Source organism: Pseudomonas sp. TR47, from assembly GCF_044143025.1.
Lineage (GTDB): Bacteria > Pseudomonadota > Gammaproteobacteria > Pseudomonadales > Pseudomonadaceae > Aquipseudomonas > Aquipseudomonas putida_E.
This window is the reverse complement of sequence record NZ_JBHFCS010000017.1, coordinates 69,481-87,642: the sequence shown is the minus strand read 5'-3', so window position 1 is coordinate 87,642 and position 18,162 is coordinate 69,481. Positions and strand designations below refer to the sequence as shown.

17 protein-coding genes are annotated in these 18,162 nt (G+C 62.9%); 11 read left to right on the top strand and 6 right to left on the bottom strand.

Annotated elements, in window-relative coordinates:
• The first annotated feature begins 52 nt into the window (after window positions 1–52).
• Window positions 53–1,162, top strand: a complete 1,110-nt coding sequence (locus ACEWE8_RS18055) for a BMP family ABC transporter substrate-binding protein (RefSeq protein WP_046785854.1) — start codon at window positions 53–55, stop codon at window positions 1,160–1,162.
• Window positions 1,163–1,219: 57 nt separating this feature from the next.
• Window positions 1,220–2,182 (top strand): 2-oxoglutarate and iron-dependent oxygenase domain-containing protein, encoded by a 963-nt coding sequence (locus tag ACEWE8_RS18050; RefSeq protein WP_046785853.1) that lies wholly within the window; start codon window positions 1,220–1,222, stop codon window positions 2,180–2,182.
• 11 nt (window positions 2,183–2,193) lie between these two features.
• Here the strand turns inward: ACEWE8_RS18050 and ACEWE8_RS18045 are convergent, their stop codons facing one another.
• Window positions 2,194–3,378, bottom strand: coding sequence for a M20 aminoacylase family protein (locus ACEWE8_RS18045; protein ID WP_046785852.1), 1,185 nt, complete (start codon window positions 3,376–3,378; stop codon window positions 2,194–2,196).
• A gap of 1 nt (window position 3,379) precedes the next feature.
• Entirely contained in the window at window positions 3,380–4,681 is a 1,302-nt protein-coding gene (locus ACEWE8_RS18040) for an MFS transporter (protein WP_046785851.1), read from the bottom strand.
• Between the two features lie 378 nt (window positions 4,682–5,059).
• On the opposite strand from ACEWE8_RS18040, the gene ACEWE8_RS18035 reads away from it, so the two are divergent.
• The gene (locus ACEWE8_RS18035; protein WP_046785850.1) at window positions 5,060–6,199 is read left to right on the top strand and encodes a porin; all 1,140 of its coding nucleotides are present in this window, start codon (window positions 5,060–5,062) and stop codon (window positions 6,197–6,199) included.
• On the opposite strand, the gene ACEWE8_RS18030 is transcribed toward ACEWE8_RS18035, so the two are convergent.
• From ACEWE8_RS18030 to ACEWE8_RS18020, 3 genes are all read right to left on the bottom strand, one after another.
• Complete coding sequence (locus ACEWE8_RS18030; RefSeq protein ID WP_012314847.1) at window positions 6,176–7,114, bottom strand: LysR family transcriptional regulator; 939 nt, start codon at window positions 7,112–7,114, stop codon at window positions 6,176–6,178. The genes ACEWE8_RS18035 and ACEWE8_RS18030 overlap by 24 nt on opposite strands.
• Before the next feature lie 137 nt (window positions 7,115–7,251).
• Window positions 7,252–8,778, bottom strand: coding sequence for a cryptochrome/photolyase family protein (locus ACEWE8_RS18025; protein ID WP_046786382.1), 1,527 nt, complete (start codon window positions 8,776–8,778; stop codon window positions 7,252–7,254).
• 8 nt (window positions 8,779–8,786) lie between these two features.
• Window positions 8,787–9,092 (bottom strand): DUF6482 family protein, encoded by a 306-nt coding sequence (locus ACEWE8_RS18020; protein WP_046785849.1) that lies wholly within the window; start codon window positions 9,090–9,092, stop codon window positions 8,787–8,789.
• A gap of 295 nt (window positions 9,093–9,387) precedes the next feature.
• Between ACEWE8_RS18020 and ACEWE8_RS18015 the strand changes: the two genes are divergently transcribed.
• From ACEWE8_RS18015 to ACEWE8_RS18005, 3 genes are all read left to right on the top strand, one after another.
• Window positions 9,388–9,738 (top strand): DUF2946 family protein, encoded by a 351-nt coding sequence (locus ACEWE8_RS18015; RefSeq protein WP_144415465.1) that lies wholly within the window; start codon window positions 9,388–9,390, stop codon window positions 9,736–9,738.
• A 62-nt stretch (window positions 9,739–9,800) separates the two neighbouring features.
• On the top strand, window positions 9,801–11,954 hold the full coding sequence (locus tag ACEWE8_RS18010; RefSeq protein WP_046785847.1) for a TonB-dependent siderophore receptor: 2,154 nt from the start codon (window positions 9,801–9,803) through the stop codon (window positions 11,952–11,954).
• Window positions 11,955–12,073: 119 nt separating this feature from the next.
• Complete coding sequence (locus tag ACEWE8_RS18005) at window positions 12,074–12,565, top strand: DUF1543 domain-containing protein (protein WP_046785846.1); 492 nt, start codon at window positions 12,074–12,076, stop codon at window positions 12,563–12,565.
• 45 nt (window positions 12,566–12,610) lie between these two features.
• On the opposite strand, the gene nikR is transcribed toward ACEWE8_RS18005, so the two are convergent.
• On the bottom strand, window positions 12,611–13,027 hold the full coding sequence (gene nikR / locus ACEWE8_RS18000) for a nickel-responsive transcriptional regulator NikR (protein ID WP_012314853.1): 417 nt from the start codon (window positions 13,025–13,027) through the stop codon (window positions 12,611–12,613).
• Window positions 13,028–13,114: 87 nt separating this feature from the next.
• Here nikR and nikA point away from each other — a divergent pair, with 87 nt between their 5' ends.
• From nikA to nikE, 5 genes are read left to right on the top strand one after another with little or no spacing between them, the layout of a single operon-like run.
• A complete protein-coding gene (gene nikA / locus ACEWE8_RS17995) occupies window positions 13,115–14,689 on the top strand; it encodes a nickel ABC transporter substrate-binding protein (protein ID WP_046785845.1) in 1,575 nt (524 codons plus the stop codon).
• A gap of 1 nt (window position 14,690) precedes the next feature.
• Entirely contained in the window at window positions 14,691–15,632 is a 942-nt protein-coding gene (nikB, locus tag ACEWE8_RS17990; protein WP_046785844.1) for a nickel ABC transporter permease subunit NikB, read from the top strand.
• Complete coding sequence (gene nikC / locus ACEWE8_RS17985; RefSeq protein ID WP_046785843.1) at window positions 15,629–16,474, top strand: nickel ABC transporter permease subunit NikC; 846 nt, start codon at window positions 15,629–15,631, stop codon at window positions 16,472–16,474. Before nikB ends, nikC begins: the two co-directional genes overlap by 4 nt.
• Window positions 16,475–17,245 (top strand): nickel import ATP-binding protein NikD, encoded by a 771-nt coding sequence (gene nikD / locus ACEWE8_RS17980; protein WP_046785842.1) that lies wholly within the window; start codon window positions 16,475–16,477, stop codon window positions 17,243–17,245. It begins immediately after the preceding gene.
• Complete coding sequence (gene nikE / locus ACEWE8_RS17975) at window positions 17,242–18,063, top strand: nickel import ATP-binding protein NikE (RefSeq protein ID WP_046785841.1); 822 nt, start codon at window positions 17,242–17,244, stop codon at window positions 18,061–18,063. Before nikD ends, nikE begins: the two co-directional genes overlap by 4 nt.
• Window positions 18,064–18,162 lie beyond the last annotated feature (99 nt).

Sequence of the window (18,162 nt, the reverse complement as noted above, 5' to 3'; positions counted from 1 at the left end):
ATGCCCCTCTGTTCTGTTTTCTTGCATTACCAACGCGCCCTACATAGCCAACATGAAGACCTACAGGAGCCACACCTTGAAGCCTCACAACAAAAGCAAATACCTGCTGCGCGCCCTGGCTGCCGCCATTGGCCTGAGCACCGCCCTGTCCGCCGCCGCCGCCGACCCGCTGAAAGTCGGCTTCGTCTATATCGGCCCGATCGGCGACCATGGCTGGACCTATCAGCATGAGCAGGGCCGCCAGGCCCTGATCAAGCAGTTCGGTGACAAGGTCGACAGCAGCTTCGTCGAGAACGTGCCGGAAGGCGCCGATGCCGAGCGGGTCATCCGCAACATGGCCAAGGGCGGCTACGACCTGGTGTTCGCCACATCGTTCGGCTACATGAACCCCACCGCCAAAGTCGCCAAGCAGTTCCCGAAGGTCACCTTCGAACATGCCACCGGCTACAAGCAGGACAAGAACCTTGGTACTTACCTGGCCACATCCTACGAAGGCCGTTACGTTGGCGGCTACCTGGCCGCGAAGATGACCAAGACCAAGAAGATCGGCTATGTCGCCTCCTTCCCGATTCCGGAAGTGCTGCGCGATATCAATGCCATCCAGCTGGCGCTGGACAAATACAACCCCGGCACCGAAATCAAGGTGGTGTGGGTCAACTCCTGGTTCGACCCGGGCAAAGAGGCCGATGCCGCCAACGCCCTGATCGACCAGGGCGTTGACGTGCTGTTCCAGCACACCGACAGCCCTGCACCGATCCAGACCGCCGAACGCCGCGGCATCTACGCCGTCGGCTACGCCTCGGACATGGCCCACTTCGGGCCCAAGGCGGTGCTGACCTCCATCGTCAACAATTGGGGGCCGCATTACATCAAGAGCACTCAGGCGGTCATGGACGGCACCTGGAAACCCCAGGACTACTGGGGCGGGCTTGCCGATGGCACCGTACAACTGCCCATCAGCGACCTGGTGCCGGCCGAGGTCAAAAGCGGCGCCGAACAGATCATCGCCAGTATCAAGGACGGCTCTTTCCACCCCTTCACCGGCCCGATCCTGGACCAGGCTGGCGCAGTCAAGATCCCCGCAGGTGCCGTGGCCAGCAATGCCGAACTCGCAGGCATGAACTACTACGTCAAAGGCATTACGGCGCAACTGCCCAAGTAAACGCCGGGTGGGAGCGCCAGCCGCTCCCGCTTGCACCGCCATTTCACGGAGCCATTCATGAACACCCTGCCGATCATCGATATCAGCCCGCTGTACCAGAACGATCCTGCCGCACGCCTGGCCGTAGCCCGCCAGATCGACGCCGCCTGCCGGCAGTGGGGCTTCTACTACATCAAGGGGCACCCCATCCCGGCCACACGCATTGGCGAACTGAAAGCGGCCGCCGAACAGTTCTTCGCCTGCCCGGCCGAAGAAAAGCTGCGCATCGACATCACCCAGAGCGAGCACCATCGCGGCTACGGCGCCATCGCCACCGAGCAGCTGGACCCGAACCGGCCAAGCGACCTGAAGGAAACCTTCGACATGGGCTTTCACATGGCCCCGGATCATCCCGACGTGCTCGCGAAAAAACCGCTGCGCGGTCCCAATCGGCATCCCGCCATTGCCGGGTGGGAGGCGCTGCTGCAAGCGCATTACCAGGACATGCACGCCTTGTCCCTGACCCTGCTGCGGGCGATGGCACAGGCGTTGGGTATCGAGCACGACTTCTTCGATCAGCGCTTCGCCAACCCCATCAGTGTGTTTCGCATGATCCACTACCCGCCGCGCCAGGCCGCCAGCAGCACCGACCAGCAAGGCGCCGGCGCGCACACCGACTACGGATGCGTGACCTTGTTGTACCAGGACAGCACCGGCGGCCTGCAGGTGCAGAGTGTGGATGGCCAGTGGATCGATGCGCCACCGATCGAGGGCACCTATGTAGTCAACATCGGCGACATGATGGCGCGGTGGAGCAACGACAGGTACACCTCAACGCCCCACCGGGTGGTCAGCCCGCAGGGCGCGCACCGCTACTCGATGCCGTTCTTTGCCGAACCGCACCCGGACACGATGATCAGTTGCCTGCCCAACTGCTCCAGCCCCGACAACCCGCCCAAATACCCGCCGGTTTCGTGCAGTGCCTACATGCTGTCGCGCTTCGCCGAAACCTATGCCTATCGCCGTGAGCAGGCTACGTAGCCTGCGCCCCGTCAACTCAGATAATCCTCGACCCACTTCACCCAACAATCGGAGCCGATCTTCACCAGTGCATCGTTGAAGTCATAGTGCGGGTTATGTACCGAGCAACCGTGGAACTCACCTGTGCCGTTACCCAACATGAAGTAGCACCCCGGTCGCGCCTGGAGCATGTAGGCGAAGTCTTCAGTGCCCATCACCTTCTTGGGCATCCGCGCCAGCATCTGCCCCTCGGCAAACAAAGGGCGCAGGCTTTCACGCAGCTGTGCGCTTTGCGCATCGCTGTTGCTCAGCGCAGGCGCCAGCTGGGTGAAGTCCAGCGCGATCTCTACCCCAAAGCTCTCGGCATGCCCCTTGACCAGCGCCTCGATACGCTGGTTTATCTTCAACTGGGTTTCGGGCGTATCGGTGCGCACGCTGAGCAACATGCTCGCTTCATCGGGAATGATGTTGTAGACCGTGCCCGCCTGGATCATGCCGATACTGATGACCGCGTACTCTTCAACGCTCAGGTTGCGCGACTTGATGGTCTGGATGGCACTGATCAGGCTATTGAGGGCCGAGATGGGGTCCACCGCAAGCTCCGGCATCGCGCCATGCCCACCTCTGCCGCAAATGCGAATGCTCACGCGCTGGGAAGACGCCATGGTCGGCCCGCTCTGCACCACGCAAGTGCCCACCGGCATGCCTGGCATGTTGTGCAGCGCATACACCGAATCACACGGAAAACGCTCGAACAGACCGTCGTCGATCATGGCCTTGGCGCCGGCCAAACCTTCTTCGTCGGGCTGGAAGATCAGGTTCAAGGTACCGTTGAAGTTTCGCGTCGCAGCCAATCGCGAAGCCGCCGCCAGCAGGATCGCGGTATGCCCGTCATGGCCACAGGCATGCATGCGCCCGGGGATCTTGCTGGCGTGCTCGAAGGGGTTCTTCTCGCTCATGGTCAGAGCGTCCATGTCTGCCCGTAGCCCGATGCTGCGGGGGCTGTCGCCCACTTTAAGCACACCTACCAGGCCGTGCCCGCCCACATTACGGTGCACCTCATAGCCCCAGGCCTGCAGCTTTTCAGCCACCAGGGCAGCCGTGTCAGGCGTGTCGCCGCCGAGCTCTGGCGCCGCATGGATCTGGCGGCGGATCCTGATGAACGTGTCCAGCTCTTCAGCCGACTGCGGGGTTTGATTTCGCTCGAAGGTACCCATGTCACTCGCATCCTTTGTTTTCAGGGAAGTACTTGAGGCAGACCAGGCTTACCGCGCCACCCACCAACAGGTAGTAGGCCGGTGCCAATGGCGTGCCCATTGCAGCAATCAGCCAGGTAGCGATCAGTGGCGAAAACCCGCCGAAAAGTGTCACCCCCAGGCTGTAGCTGACCGAGGTGCCAAAGGCACGCTGCGCCTTGGGGAAGCCTTCCATGATCAACGCGAAGTACGCTCCGGCGCCTATGCAAGTGGGCAGAATCAACGCCGCGACACACATCATTGCCAGGCCCATGTGCTCGACGTGCCCAAGCACGTAGAACACCGGCAGCGTCAACACCACGGGCGCGAGAATGGTCCAGACCAGCAGGCGTTTCCTGAGCTGGTATTTGTCGGCGAACTTGCCGGCCAGCGGGCATATGATCGCCATGCAGCCGCTGCTGATGCCGGCGATCGCCATGGCACTGCTTTGCGGGTAGTGCATGGCGGTGGTCAGGTAGGTGGGCATGTAAAACACGAACAGGTACATGCCGATGGTAGAACTGGCCATCAGGCCGATGCCCAGGCCGATGCGTTTGAGCAACTCCGGGTCCAGCGGCTGCCTGCCCTCCTGTGCCGCCGCGGCCTCGTGGGTTTCTGGTAGACGGTTGCGGATATACAAGCCTACCGGGCCGATCAACAGGCCGAAAATGAATGGAATGCGCCAGCCCCAGCTTTCGAGGCTGGCCGGGTCCAGCAACTGGCTCAGGCTGAACCCGAACCCCGCCCCGACCAGCGCGGCATAACCCTGGCTGGCCGCCTGCCAGCTCACGCTCTGGCATCGCTTGGAGGCAGTACTGGACTCCATCAGATAAACCGATGCGGTACCGACCTCGCCACCTGCCGACACCCCCTGAATCAGCCGACCGGCGACCAGCATGAACGTTGCAAAGATACCGACCTGCGAATACGTAGGCGCGAAGGCGATCAAGGCAGTGCCCAACGTCATCAGGCCGATCGTCAGGCTCAAGGCGGCTTTGCGGCCATGCCTGTCGGCGTAGCGGCCGATGATGATGCCCCCCACTGGCCGCATCAAAAAGCCCACACCAAAGGTTGCCAGCGACATCAGGAGCGAGGCCAGTGCCGACTCTGAAGGGAAGAAGTGCCGGCCGATCAGCACCGCGAAGAAGCTGTAGATGGTGAAGTCGTACATCTCCAGGGCGTTGCCCAGTGAGCACGCTATCAGGGTTCTGCGTGAGGACGATGCCTGCGCGTGATGCTTTGAGCCGGCCTCCAGGATCGTAGGTGCAGGTAGCGGTCTGTTCATTGTTATCTCCGATGGCGAATCACGGCATGCAGTGACTATCAGCCAATCGCGCAGCCAACACACTTGCAGTTTTGGCAATGAACTAACCAATGGTTAATTGACCGGGCGCTGACGTGGCCGCTTTGCCTTGGGATGGCGCACAGATGCCCTGGCATCGTCCTTGTGCCCCGATAGGGGTCATCGAAGTTGGCCACTCAGGGGGATGGAAACAAACATTGGTCACTGCCATGTAGCAGCTTTGCGGGCAACTTTTCCCGGCCCAGCGAGATCCCGCCCACCTTATTAACCAAAAGACATACGTTGGCCAAACAAGCAATCACGCTGCAACCTGCTGTTCATCGAATCTAGCGCGACCGCATCCCGTGCCTGGAGTCGTGAATGAATACTTGCATCACTCGCACTGTGTCGTTGCTGTTGATGAGCCAAGGGCTTTGTCTTGCCATGCAGGCACAGGCCGAGGGCTTCCCTACCCTCAACCGGCTAGCCTCCGGGTTCGGTTACTACGGGGTGGATCAGGGGTTCGATGACAAGCTGAAGATCTACGGTACCGTGGATGCGTTCGCCAGCTACCACGACTCTCAGCACCACTCAGGTTTCCAAATGGCGGGCGGCGGCGCCTGGACCAACAAACTCGGGGTGTATGCCCGAAAGGCACTTGATCCCGATACGGTGCTGGAACTGGACGTCGAAGAAGGCTTCAATCTGAACGGCAAGGCCCTGGAAGGGACCTGGGACAACATCGGCACGCTGCGCCTGGCAACGCTCGCCCTGCGCTCGCGGAGCCTGGGCAGGCTTGAGTTCGGCAAAACCTACGGGGTGGGGACCCCGACCTACGCCGACCCGTTTCTGGCGGCATACGGCTCACCGTATACGTTTCTGTCCATACCTGCGGCCGGCAAAGGCGCCTACTATCTCGACCTGCGGCCCAAGCACACCCTGGCCTACACCAGCCCGAGCATGAACGGCTTCAGCCTGGCAACGGCCTTGAGCTTCGGCTTCGATGATGTCGCCAGCCAGGGGCGTACGGTGCGTGGTGGCGGTGCGAAGCTGCAGTACCGAAATAGCCGTGTGATGCTGCTGGGGTCTTACAACCTGTATTACAGCGACCCATGGGACGATGGTGGCAGCTCTCGCCAGACTGCCAACCACTACACAAGCCTGTCGGCGTTCTATGATTTCGGCCCACTGGCCACCAGCCTGACCTGGCAACGCCAGGATGTAGACCAAGCGGGCACACCCACTACCACCGTGTACACCTTCGGCCTGATGGCCCCGGTGGGCAAGCTTGACGTGCTCAGGCTGGCGGTGGTCCAGCGGACGGTATCGGCCCGCGAAAAGGACGCGCTGGGGGTAGTGCTTGGCTACGACCACTTCTTCAACCCGCGCTGGGCCGCCTATGCGCGCCTGGGTGTGATCGCCAACCAAGGCGCGTCATCGGTGACCTACGCAGGCACTCCGGTTGATCAGGTGGGAGATGACCCAAGCAATATTTCACTAGGCATGTACTACCACTTCTGAAACGTCCCGCGGCAGCGTCTTGAGGACTCTTGCGCGCAAGCTGTGGAAGAGTTCCTGAGCGGGGGCCGTGAGGCTATCACGGTCGATGCAGACGAGATTGATTGGATAGTCTGGTACCAGCTCCTGCACCGCCACTTGAATGAACTCCGGCCGGGTAGCGAAGGTGAAGGCATCGTTTACGGCCAGTTCACTGATGGTCATCAGCGACTCCGTGTTCTTCAGGAGCTTGAGGGCCATCATTATCGACGTGCACTCCACCGCGCTCTGCGGCACGCGCAGGCCGTTGACCTCGAACAACTGGTGAAACTGCGATGCCTGATCGGTCAGCTCGTCCAGGCTGATCCAGTTGGCGTATTGCAGCGAACGCAGTGACTGGGAAAACTTCTGCTGGTTGGACGCATGGCAGATCACCTTGCCCTTGATGCTGCCCACTGCCTCCCAATCCAGATTGAGACGGCTCAAGGGTTGCTGGGAGGTGATGGCAAAGTCCAGGCTACCGTCGCGCAGGCGTTGCAGGATCTGGCTGGGACGCAGATCGGTGATTGTGATTTTCACCCGCGGGTACTTGCGCCGAAACGCCAGAATGCTTTCATCCACCCCGTCAAGCATCGCCGTCAGCGAGGTGACGCCGATCGACACCGCCCCCAATGCGGCATCCTGAATGCTTGCCGCCTCGATCTGCAAACGGCGGATACTCTCCACCACCAGGTTGGCATGGCGGATGATGCGCTTGCCCTCATCGGTCAACGCCATGCCCTTGTACGAACGCTGCAAGAGGGTGAACCCCAACTCCCGCTCCAGTTCCTTGATCGAGCGGCTCAGGGCAGGTTGCGTGATGTGCAAGATTTTGGAGGCCTCGAGAATGCTTCCCCCCTGGTGAATGGCAACGAGCGCCTTGAGCTGATGAAGTTTCAAGCGTGAACACCTTATCGAGAGCGGCGGGTTTCAGGTTTGCGCCGAGCGGTTGGCCAAAGAGAATCACAAATGTGCATGATGGCTGCTTGGCGGTATCTGCAGATCAGGGAAAAGTGGTCGCTTATCGAACGGTTATTTCATAGGCTCTGACCACTGTCGAGGCGGGCCAACAAGGCTTCGCCACGCGCCCACACGCCCTCGCGCCTGGCAACCGACATGCCGTCAAGGCTGCGATAGACCAATGCCAGGCGGGGGTTGCCAGCCAATAGGTGACGATGACGGATGATGAAGTGCCAGTACAGCGCGTTGAATGGGCAGGCATCCTCCTCTACCGCATGCTCGACCTTGTAGCTGCAGGCCTTGCAGTGGTCGGACATGCGCTGGATGTAACGGCCACTGGCGCAATACGGTTTGGACCCCAGGTAGCCGCCGTCAGCGTGCATCACCATGCCGAGCGTGTTGGGCAGTTCCACCCAGTCGAAGGCATCCATGTACACGGCCAGGTACCACTCGCATATCGCGCTGGGCACAATGCCGGCGAGCAGTGCGAAGTTGCCCGTGACCATCAGCCGCTGAATGTGGTGTGCATAGCCCAACTGCAGGGTCTGGCCGATGGCCTGCTCCATGCAGCGCATGCGGGTATGCCCGGTCCAGTAGAATTCCGGCAACGCACGGTCGTTGCCCAGGTAATTGAGCCCGGCATACTCAGGCATGCGTAGCCAATAGATGCCGCGCACATACTCGCGCCAGCCGATCAGCTGGCGGATGAAACCTTCAGCCGCGTTGAGCGGTATCCGCGCCTCACGCCACGCATTGTCCACGTCTTCGCACAACCGCCGCACATCCAGCAACCCGATGTTCAGGGCCGCACTGATACGCGCATGGAACAGGAACGGCTCGCCTTCGGCCATGGCGTCCTGGTAGTCGCCGAACGCGGCCAGGCCAAACTCGAGAAAATGTTCCCAGAGCTGCTGGGCCTGTTCATGGGTCACGGGATAGTCGAACCCTTCTACCGCCCCGTAATGGTCACTGAAGCATTCGCCGACCAGCGCCACGACCGCCGTGGTGATTTCGTCCTGGGCAAAGCGCGCCGGGAACGGTCCGCGCAGCCCCCGTGGCAAGGGTTTGCGGTTGTCACCATCCAGGTTCCAGGTGCCACCCACCGGGCTGCCATCGGGCTCCAGCAGAAGGCCGCAACGCTTGCGCATGCCGCGGTAAAAGTGCTCCATACGCAATTGGCGACGGTCTTTTGCCCAGCGTGCGAAAGCATCGCGCGAGCAAAGAAACCGTGTATCGCGATGCCATACCAGTGGTAAGCCGGCGTCATTCAAAGCCTGCTCCAGGCGCCATTCGCCACACTCGGTCAGGTGAATGTGCGTCGCACCCAGCGCCTGCTGCCACCGTCGCAGTTCACCAGCAATGCTGCCGCTGTTGCCGGGTGCGTTCAGCTCCACATACTCCACCCGCCAGCCGCGTTCACGCAGCGCCTGGGCAAAATGGCGCATGGCGCTGAAAATGAGCACGATCTTTTGCGGATGATGCGGCACGTAGCGCGCCTCGCCCTGCACTTCCGCCATCAGGATCACGTCGTGTGCAGGGTCCAGCGCGGCGAGGCTTGCCAGGTCGAACGACAGTTGATCCCCCAGCACCAGGCCCAGGCGCAATGCACGGTCTACCACTGGCTGGCCAGCGTCACCGGCACACGCAGGGGCTCGACAGGGCCGTTGCGCTGCCCGCACATCTCGTCATGCACCACCTGTTGCACCAGCATGCACGGCACAGGCGGCAGATCGGCCAGCAGTTGTCGCAGCTCGGTGGTCGAGCGAAAGCGCACCGCCTGGCCGTTTGCATCGCTGAGCGTGAGCGGCCCGGCGTCAGTCAGCGCCCGCAGGATGTAAAAGCCGCCTTCCAGCGACAGCAGCTCAAGTTCTTTAACGTCACCGGCTGCTGCCAGCTCCGTCAGGTTGTGCAGATTCATGGCGTGTACTCCATAAGGCAGGCATCACCTGCGCGGGGGCATTTGCAAACGTCAGGCTCGCTAAATCCTATACAAGAATAGCTTCTTGTACAGGTTTTGGACTTTTATATATTTATCCTTCCGTGCCCGAGCCGCGTTCAGCAGATGAAACGATGCAGCGTTTATCCAGTGCCCTTTGTGTGCACACACCTCTTTTCAGATACTGCAAAACCGTTAGAATCGCGTTCTCATCCCCTCACCCGTCCCCGAGCTGCCCTTGAACCTGGCCCGCCCCGAAAAAGCACTGGTTGCCTGGATGCTGTACTTCAGCATCCTGTTCGGCTCGTTGCTCTGCGCAATGGGGCATGGGCAGATGGCCGGGCTGCGCCTCAGCGGCCTGGACGACGCCGCTTGGTGCGCCGCCGACAGCAGCGGTGCATTCAAGGGTGACCAGGACATCACCGACCCGATGCCGCCCACCGGCGCCGACTGTGTGATCACCAGCCTGTTTTGCGCCAGCCTGCTTGCCGCCTTCTTCGGCCTGCTGGCCCTGCTCGCAGGCGAGTCGCGCACACCCTTGCCCAGGCAACCGCCGCCGCGCCTGCCCAAACACCGCTGGCCGTTAGTCAACCCCCGCGCCTCACCCGCCCCACTTCCCGTGCTCTGACATCGCCACGCCGCGGCATCGCCTGCGGCGGGCGTTAATCTATTTCAGCCAGGAAGCCTTGCATGTTCCGCATGACCACTTTGGCGCTGCTCGTTGGCAGCGCAACCTGCGCGTGGGCGCAGGATCAAACCCTGACACTGCCTGCCAGCAACGTGACGGCCAGCGCCGACCAACCGAAACAGGCCACCGGCCTGAACCTTGATACCCCCATCGAAAGCGGCTCGCGCCTGAACCTCAGCGCCCGTGAAAACCCTGCTTCGGTCAGTGTGGCCGACCGCGAGACGATGGAGCGTATCGGCGCGCGCAACTTCCAGGACGCCGCCAACGCACTGCCAGGGGTGAATGCGTCGGCGCCGCCCGGCTGGGGCGGTTATGTGGCGTACCGGGGCTTCAACGGTGCCCAGGTCAGCCAGCTGTTCAACGGCATCAACCTGCAGTACGGCGCAGCGGCACGCCCGGTCGGTGCCTGGATCTATGACCGCGTCGAACTGCTGGGTGGCCCGTCGTCGTTCCTCAACGGCAGTGGCGCCGTGGGTGGCAGCCTCAACGTGATCACCAAGTTGGCCAACCGCGATGAGGACACCTTCGAAGGCCGGGTCAGCTATGGCCGCTATGACACTTGGGAAACCGCAGTAGGCTTCAACAAGGCGCTCAACAGTGGCGACGGCCCACGCCACTATGCGCGGCTCGACTACAGCCGCACCCACACCAACGGCTATATCGACCGCCAAGAGAACGGTGCCGGCAACCTGGCCTTCTCGCTGCTCAGTGACATCAACGACCAGTTGTCGCACACCCTTGCACTTGAATACCTGGAAGAAAAGGAAGACAGCCCCTACTGGGGTACGCCAGTGTTGCAACCGCTGACAGGGACCTTGCACATTGACAAAGGCAACCGCTTCAACAACTACAACGTCGAAGACGGCCGCTACGAGCAGCGCACCCGCTGGCTGCGCTCGATCACCGACTACCGTTTCGACGACACCACCCAGTTGCGCAATACGTTCTACCACTACGACGGCCAGCGCGATTACCGCAACCTCGAGGTGTACCGCTACAACGCCGACAACAGCGCCATTGCCCGCTCCGGGGGCTACCGCCAACGTCACGACCAGGAGGTCAATGGCAACCGCCTGGAGCTGACCCACCAAGGCCAACTGTTCGGCCTGGCCAGCGACTGGGCATTTGGCGTTGACTACAACCACAACCAGCAAACCAACTATCCGCTGTCCAAAGGGGCCTTCGACACCGTCAACCCGAACGGCTTCGAGCCCGGTGACTTCCTCGACATCCCCGGCATGGACGCACCGCGCAGCAAAGGCCGCAGCACGACCACCGACACCTCCTCGGGCTTCGTCGAGAACCGCACGCGCCTGACCGACCAGTTGTCGCTGATCACCGCCTTGCGCTACGACCACATCGACTTCGACGTTGTCGACCATGTCGCACGCTCGAAACTCGACCGGCGCTGGGACGCGGTCACTGGTCGCCTGGGCCTGGTCTACGACCTGACCCCGCACGTCAGCCTCTATACCCAGTACAGCACCTCGGCCGAACCACCAGGAGGCACGCTGACCAGTGCGTCGATCAGCCAGGTCGGTGACTTCGACCTGAGCACCGGCCGCCAGGTCGAGGTGGGCAGCAAGTTCGACTTCCTCGACGGCCGCGGCTCGGCCACCGCAGCGGCCTATCGCATCGTGCGCAAGAACATCTCGGTGCCCTCTTCGACCGTGCCCAACACCACCGAGCAGGCAGGCCAGCAGACCTCCACCGGTATCGAGCTGGCGGCGTCGTTCAAGGTCACGCCCAAGCTGCTGGCGGCCGGTAACTTCAGTTGGGTGAATGCCGAGTACGACGAGTTCAACGAGACCATTGGCGGTGTGGTGTATTCGCGCAAGGGCAAGAACCCGGTGAACATCCCCGACCGCGTGGCCAACCTCTGGCTGACCTACGACCTGGCGCCGGGCTGGCAAGTGGGTGCCGACGCCCGCTACGTGGCCTCGGTGTACGCCAATACCGCCAACACCGCCTGGGTGCCGTCCTACACCCTATACGGGCTGTCCATGACCCACGACCTGGACAAGCATGTGCAGCTCAGCGCACGGTTGCGCAACCTCACCGACGAGGTTTACGCCCGCTTCATCCACCAGAGCAATACCCAGTACTACCTGGGTGAGCCGCGCAGCCTGGAAGTCGCTGTGCAGTGGCGTTACTGATGGGCCTGGCGTCGCATGCGGCGCCAGAGCCGCCAGGTAAAGGCGCCTAAAGAGACGGTGGTCGACAGACGCCATAACCCGCAGAATACGGCGTCTTCCGCCACCTGAAGGAATTGCTCATGCTGTACGTAGTCATGCTCGGTGGCCGCCACCCACGGGCCAGTATCGAGGTGCACGACGTGCTGTTCGCGCAGGCGGACTCACTGCAGCAGGCGTACCCGCAACTGCGCGAGGGCTGGTTCGGCAGCCGTGCAGGCCTGCACATCGACTCGTGGCTGGAGGTCGACGGTATCGATCACTACCGTGTCGCGTTCAGCCAACTGGCGCCAGGCCCGGATGATCCGCGGCTGTTTTTCATCAACCTGGGCGGTTACGAGCCGCAGGTGTTTGGGGAGGCGCACCGCTACCTGCTGGTAGTGGCCAGGGACAAGGCCCAGGCCAAGCAACTGGGCAAGCAACGCATGCAGGCAGGCTGGCTCAAGCCGCATACCGACGCAGTGCTTGAGGTAGACGATTGCCTGCCAGTCGACCTGGTGGGCGGGCGTTATGTGCACTTGATCGAAGGTGCGCATGGCGGGCTGCGTCAATACAGCGACTACATTCTGCTCTGAGGCGCCGACTGCCTGTCATTGGCCATGGGGCAACGATCTGGACCCTCAGCGCACCTTCGCCTGGCCCGGCGCCGGCATCACCTGCACCTGGCCATGTTCCACCCCACGTTCGACCATCAATTGGCGAGACAGCTCGCCAATACGGCCGCTTTCGCCCTGCAGCACCGAGACCTCCAGGCAGTGGCCGGCGTCCAGGTGCACGTGCAGGGTGGACCGGGTCAGATCGTGGTGGGCATGCAGGGTCTGGTTGAGCCGCCTGGGCAGTTCGCGGGTGCTGTGGTCGTACAGGTAGCTGACCACGGCCACGCAGGCGGCATCGTCCGGCAATGCTTCAGACTCGCGCATGCCCGCACGCAACAGGTCGCGAATGGCCTCCGAACGGCCCTGGTAGCCTTGGCTCGCCACCCGCCGATCGATGACGTCGAGCAGCTCTTCATCCAGCGTGATGGTGATTCGTTGCATTCTGTAACTTCCGGTAAGATGATTTCACGTAGACATCATACCCACCGCGCTTTAGCCTACGGCCTCCGTGAAAGTGGGGAACGCAGTGTGAAGCAGCAGCCAGGTAAACGAAAGCCCGCCCTCTTGGGCATCCTTTTTCTTGCTGCGTGCACTGTTGCGCCGGCCAGCAGCGCCGCCGAGCAAGGGCCAAGGCTGGTGTACTCATGGCCTGTGAATGCCGGGCCGCTCGACCCGCGTGGCTACTCCCCGAACCAGATGTACGCCCAGGCCATGGTCTATGAGCCCCTGGTGCGCTATACCGCCGCAGGTACGCTGGAGCCTTGGCTGGCTGAGGCCTGGCAGGTTTCCGATGACGGCAAGACCTACACGTTCACGCTTCGTGACGGCGTGCGCTTCAGTGATGGCACACCCTTCGACGCGCCTGCGGCCAAAGCCAACCTCGATGCAGTGCTGGCCAACGCTCAGCGCCACCGCTGGATGGAGCTGGTGACCACCCTGGACCACGTTGAAGCACCTGAACGCCTGACCCTGCGCCTGGTCCTCAAGCACCCCTACTACCCGACGCTGATGGAACTGGCCCAGGTTCGCCCCTTACGCTTTGCCTCGCCTCAGGCAAAACCCGGCCAACCCGCCGGGACCGGCCCGTGGATGCGCGCCGAATCGCGCCTGGGCGAATACGACCGCTTCGTGCGCAACCCTCATTATTGGGGGCCAAAGCCGGCCTACGGCGAGGTCATGGTCAAGGTCATCCCAGACCCCAACAGCCGCGCACTGGCCCTGCAGGCCGGCGAAGTCGAGCTGATCCAGGGCGCTGCCGGCGAAATCACGGCCGGCACGTTCGTACGCCTGCGTGACCAGGGCTTTGCCACCGCACTGTCGGCACCGCTGGCCACCCGCACCCTGGCGATGAACACCGGCCGTGGCGCTACCCGTGATCTGGCGGTACGCCAGGCGATCAACGAGGCGGTGGACAAGCAAGCCATCATCGACAAGATCCTCTACGGCCTTGAGCCCCGCGCAGACACCCTGTTCGCCAGCAACATGCCCTACGCCGATATCGGCCTCAAGCCCTACCCGTATGACCCTGCGCTGGCCGCCAGTGCGCTCGACGCTGCCGGGTGGACCTTGGCGCCAGGCGCTTCAGTGCGCAGCAAAGGCGGCCAACCATTGGCCATCGAGCTGGTGTTCCTCGGCACCAGCGCCTTGCAGAAGAGCCTGGCCGAAGTGCTGCAGGGCGAGCTGGCGAAAATCGGCATCCGCATCGACCTGCGTGCGGTTGAGGAAGGGGCGCTGGTGCGGCGCCAGCGCGACGGCGACTTCGGCATGATCTTCGCTGACACCTGGGGTACGCCCTACGACCCGCATTCGTTCGTCAGTTCCATGCGCTACGCCGGCCATGCCGACTACATGGCTCAGCGTGGGTTGGCAATCAAGGACGAACTGGACAAGCGCATAGGCCAGGTGCTGGCCAGCACGGATGAGCAGCAGCGTGCCGAGCAGTACCGCTTCATCCTCACCACCCTGCACGAACAGGCCGTCTACCTGCCCATCTCGCATCTCACGGCCATCAGCGTGCGCCGAGACTCGGTGGCCAAGGTCCAGTTCGGCAGCACGTTGTTCGATGTGCCGTTCGAAACCATGACACCCAAACAGGAAGACTGACATGTTGCGCTACATCCTGTTGCGCCTGGCGCTGCTTGTACCGGTCATGCTTGGCGTTTCGTTGCTGGTGTTCGTGCTGCTGCACCTGGGCAGCACCGACCCGGCGCTGGACTACCTCCGGCTTTCGCACATCCCACCGACCGACGCAGCCATCGCCGAGGTGCGCCATACCCTGGGGCTGGATCGCCCGCTGTATGCGCAATACCTGAGTTGGCTGTGGAACGCCGTGCATCTGGACTTCGGCATCTCCTATATCACCGGCCGCCCAGTGCTTGATGACCTGCTCTACTACCTCCCCGCCACCCTGCAACTCGGCGGCCTGGCGTTGGCCTGCACGCTGCTGCTGTCGATACCCTTGGGGCTGTTGGCGGCCCGCTGGCAAGGGCGCTGGCCTGACCACGCCGTGCGGGCAGTGACGTTCCTGGGGGTGTCCATGCCCAATTTCTGGCTGGCGTTTCTGCTGATCGCGCTGTTTTCGCTGTGGCTGGGCTGGCTGCCGCCGCTGGGGCGTGGGGGGGCCGGGCACCTGGTTATGCCGGTGCTGGCCATCGCCCTGATGTCGATGTCGATCAACGCCCGCCTGCTGCGTGCCAGCCTGCTGGAAGCCGGCGGGCAGCGCCACGTCACCTATGCCCGTGCCCGCGGCCTGCCCGAACGGCACGTCTGGCGCGACCATATCCTGCGCAATGCCTGGTTGCCGCTGGTGACGGCCACCGGCATGCACATCGGCGAACTGATCGGTGGCGCACTGGTGATCGAGACCATCTTCGCCTGGCCCGGCGTTGGCCGTTTTGCGGTGTCTGCAGTGCTGAACCGCGACTTCCCGGTGATGCAGTGCTTCACCCTGCTACTGACCGGTCTGCTGATGGTCTGCAACCTGATCGTCGATGTCTGCTACGCCTGGCTTGATCCTCGCAGCCGGCTGGAAGGGGTGAACGCATGAGTGTGCAGTCTGCCCTGCCCCAGCCATTGCTGCTGCGCCGCCCCAGCCTGATGATCGGCCTGGCCCTGGTCGGCCTGCTGGCATCGCTGGCGCTGTTCGGCCATTGGATTGCCCCGCATGACCCCGACCTGGTCGACCTCGGCCAGCGCCTGCAGGCGCCCGACGCCAGCCACTGGCTGGGCACCGACCACCTCGGGCGCGACCTGCTTTCGCGGCTGATCGTCGGCACGCGCCTGTCCTTGGGCAGCGTGATGCTGACCCTGGCGCTGGTGCTGGCGCTTGGGCTCGCGGTCGGCGGCGTGGCCGGGTTCGTCGGCGGGCGCACCGACCTGTTGCTTATGCGCCTGTGCGACATGTTCATGACCTTCCCCACGCTGGTACTGGCATTCTTCTTCGTCACCTTGCTGGGCACCGGCCTTAGCAACGTGATCATCGCCATCGCCCTGTCCCACTGGGCCTGGTATGCGCGCATGGTGCGCGGCCTGGTGATTGCCCAGCGCGGCCGCGAATACGTGCTGGCTTCACGCCTGGCCGGCGCTTCACGCTGGGCGCGGCTGCGCCAGCATGTGCTGCCCAATATCGCCGGCCCATTGCTGGTGCTGGCGACCATGGACATCGGCCACATGATGCTGCACGTCTCCGGCCTGTCGTTCCTTGGCCTCGGGGTGGCGCCGCCCACCGCCGAATGGGGCGTGATGATCAACGACGCCAAGGAATTCATCTGGACGCACCCGCAACTGCTGCTGTTGCCAGGGCTGATGATCTTCTTCTCGGTGATGGCCTTCAACCTGCTGGGCGATGCGCTGCGCGACCGCCTCGACCCCACACAGGAGCGCCATTGAATGAACCCCTCGGTACTTGAAATCCGCGGCTTGCGCATCGAGGCTCAGGCCGGCGTGCTGGTGCACGGCGTTGACTTGCAACTGCGCCGCGGCGAAGTCTGCACGTTGGTCGGTGCCAGTGGCTCAGGCAAATCCCTCAGTTGCCTGGGTGTGCTCGACCTGCTGCCGCCAGGCCTTACCCGTACCCACGGGCAACTGCTGCTCGACGGCCAGCCGCTGGCTGCAAGCAGTGTCCGTGGCCGCCTGGCCAGCCTGGTACTGCAAAACCCGCGCAGCGCCTTCAACCCGGTGCGCAATATGGCCAGCCACGGCCTGGAGACGCTCAGGCAGCGCGGCGTCACCGGTGCAGCAGCCCGTGCGCGGATGGCCCACTGCCTGGATGCGGTGGGCCTGGCAGACCGTGAGCGTGTGCTGCAAGCGTTCGCCTTTCAGCTCAGCGGGGGCATGCTGCAACGGATGATGATCGCCCTGGCGCTCATGGCCGAAACCCCGTTCCTCTTGGCTGATGAACCCACAAGTGACCTCGATGCCCTGAGCCAGGCGCGTTTTCTCGACCTGCTGATGGAACTGGTGCAGGTGCATGGGCTGGGGGTGTTGCTGGTGACTCACGACATGGGCGTGGTGGCGCGCTGCGCAGACCAGGTCGCGGTGATGGAAGCCGGCCGCATCGTCGAATGCCAGCCGGTCCATGAGCTTTTCCAGAACCCTGCCAGCGCCGCTGCCCGCACCCTCCTCCACGCCCACCAGATACTCTGCCGGAGCCAACCATGAGCCTGCTGCACGTCCACAACGTTGGCCATCGCTATCGCACCGGGGGGCTGTTGCGCAAACGGGGCTGGCTGCAGGTGCTCGACAGTATCGACCTGCACCTGCACGCAGGTGAGTCCATCGGACTGCTAGGCAGCAGTGGCAGCGGCAAAAGCACACTGGCGCGGCTGCTGCTCGGGCTGGAAAAACCCACCCAGGGCCAGGTGAGCTTTACCGGGCAGGATGTCAGCCAGCTAAGAGGTGAGCAGGCGCGCGACTTCCAGCGCACCGTGCAACTGGTGTTCCAGGACGCCCCCGGCGCTTTCAACCCGCAGCGCAGCATCGGCTGGAGCATCGCCGAGCCGCTGCGCCACCTCACCGACCTGGATGAAGCCGGCCGACAAGCTCGCACCCTTGAACTGCTGGAGGCAATGGGCCTGCGCGCCGAGCATGCCCAGCGCCTGCCGCAGCAGTTGAGTGGCGGCCAGTTGCAGCGTGCCAACATCGCCCGGGCGCTGGCCGTCTCGCCGCAACTGGTGGTGCTCGACGAAGCGTTGTCGAACCTGGATCGGGTATTGCAGTTACAGCTCCTGCAGCAGCTGGAGGCGTTACGCCAGCGCAGCGGCACCGCCTTCGTGCTGATCAGCCATGACCTGAGCCTGGTGCAGTACTTCTGCCAGCGGGTCGTGCTGCTGGACAACGGCTGCATCGTCGAGGATCGGCCCGTCACGCACTGCACTGGTTTCGAGCATCCAGTGGGAAAGCAGCTACAGTCTGCCATGTTGCCCATACGGCCCGACAAGAGGCAGGCAAGACAAGCGCTGCCAATGGGTATGCACTGACGCCAACAACAGAGGGCATCCCGCGTGAACGCCAGAACGCTTTTCCAGGGCGCAGGCAAAGTGCCACAATGCGCCACCGATCACGAATTGCGGCGAATG

Coding starts and splice junctions, on each gene's coding strand:
- ACEWE8_RS18055 (WP_046785854.1), top strand. CDS start 53: ATGAAGACCTACAGGAGCCACACCTTGAAGCCTCACAACAAAAGCAAA.
- ACEWE8_RS18050 (WP_046785853.1), top strand. CDS start 1,220: ATGAACACCCTGCCGATCATCGATATCAGCCCGCTGTACCAGAACGAT.
- ACEWE8_RS18045 (WP_046785852.1), bottom strand. CDS start 3,378: ATGGGTACCTTCGAGCGAAATCAAACCCCGCAGTCGGCTGAAGAGCTG.
- ACEWE8_RS18040 (WP_046785851.1), bottom strand. CDS start 4,681: ATGAACAGACCGCTACCTGCACCTACGATCCTGGAGGCCGGCTCAAAG.
- ACEWE8_RS18035 (WP_046785850.1), top strand. CDS start 5,060: ATGAATACTTGCATCACTCGCACTGTGTCGTTGCTGTTGATGAGCCAA.
- ACEWE8_RS18020 (WP_046785849.1), bottom strand. CDS start 9,092: ATGAATCTGCACAACCTGACGGAGCTGGCAGCAGCCGGTGACGTTAAA.
- ACEWE8_RS18015 (WP_144415465.1), top strand. CDS start 9,388: ATGCTGTACTTCAGCATCCTGTTCGGCTCGTTGCTCTGCGCAATGGGG.
- ACEWE8_RS18010 (WP_046785847.1), top strand. CDS start 9,801: ATGTTCCGCATGACCACTTTGGCGCTGCTCGTTGGCAGCGCAACCTGC.
- ACEWE8_RS18005 (WP_046785846.1), top strand. CDS start 12,074: ATGCTGTACGTAGTCATGCTCGGTGGCCGCCACCCACGGGCCAGTATC.
- nikR (WP_012314853.1), bottom strand. CDS start 13,027: ATGCAACGAATCACCATCACGCTGGATGAAGAGCTGCTCGACGTCATC.
- nikB (WP_046785844.1), top strand. CDS start 14,691: ATGTTGCGCTACATCCTGTTGCGCCTGGCGCTGCTTGTACCGGTCATG.
- nikC (WP_046785843.1), top strand. CDS start 15,629: ATGAGTGTGCAGTCTGCCCTGCCCCAGCCATTGCTGCTGCGCCGCCCC.
- nikD (WP_046785842.1), top strand. CDS start 16,475: ATGAACCCCTCGGTACTTGAAATCCGCGGCTTGCGCATCGAGGCTCAG.
- nikE (WP_046785841.1), top strand. CDS start 17,242: ATGAGCCTGCTGCACGTCCACAACGTTGGCCATCGCTATCGCACCGGG.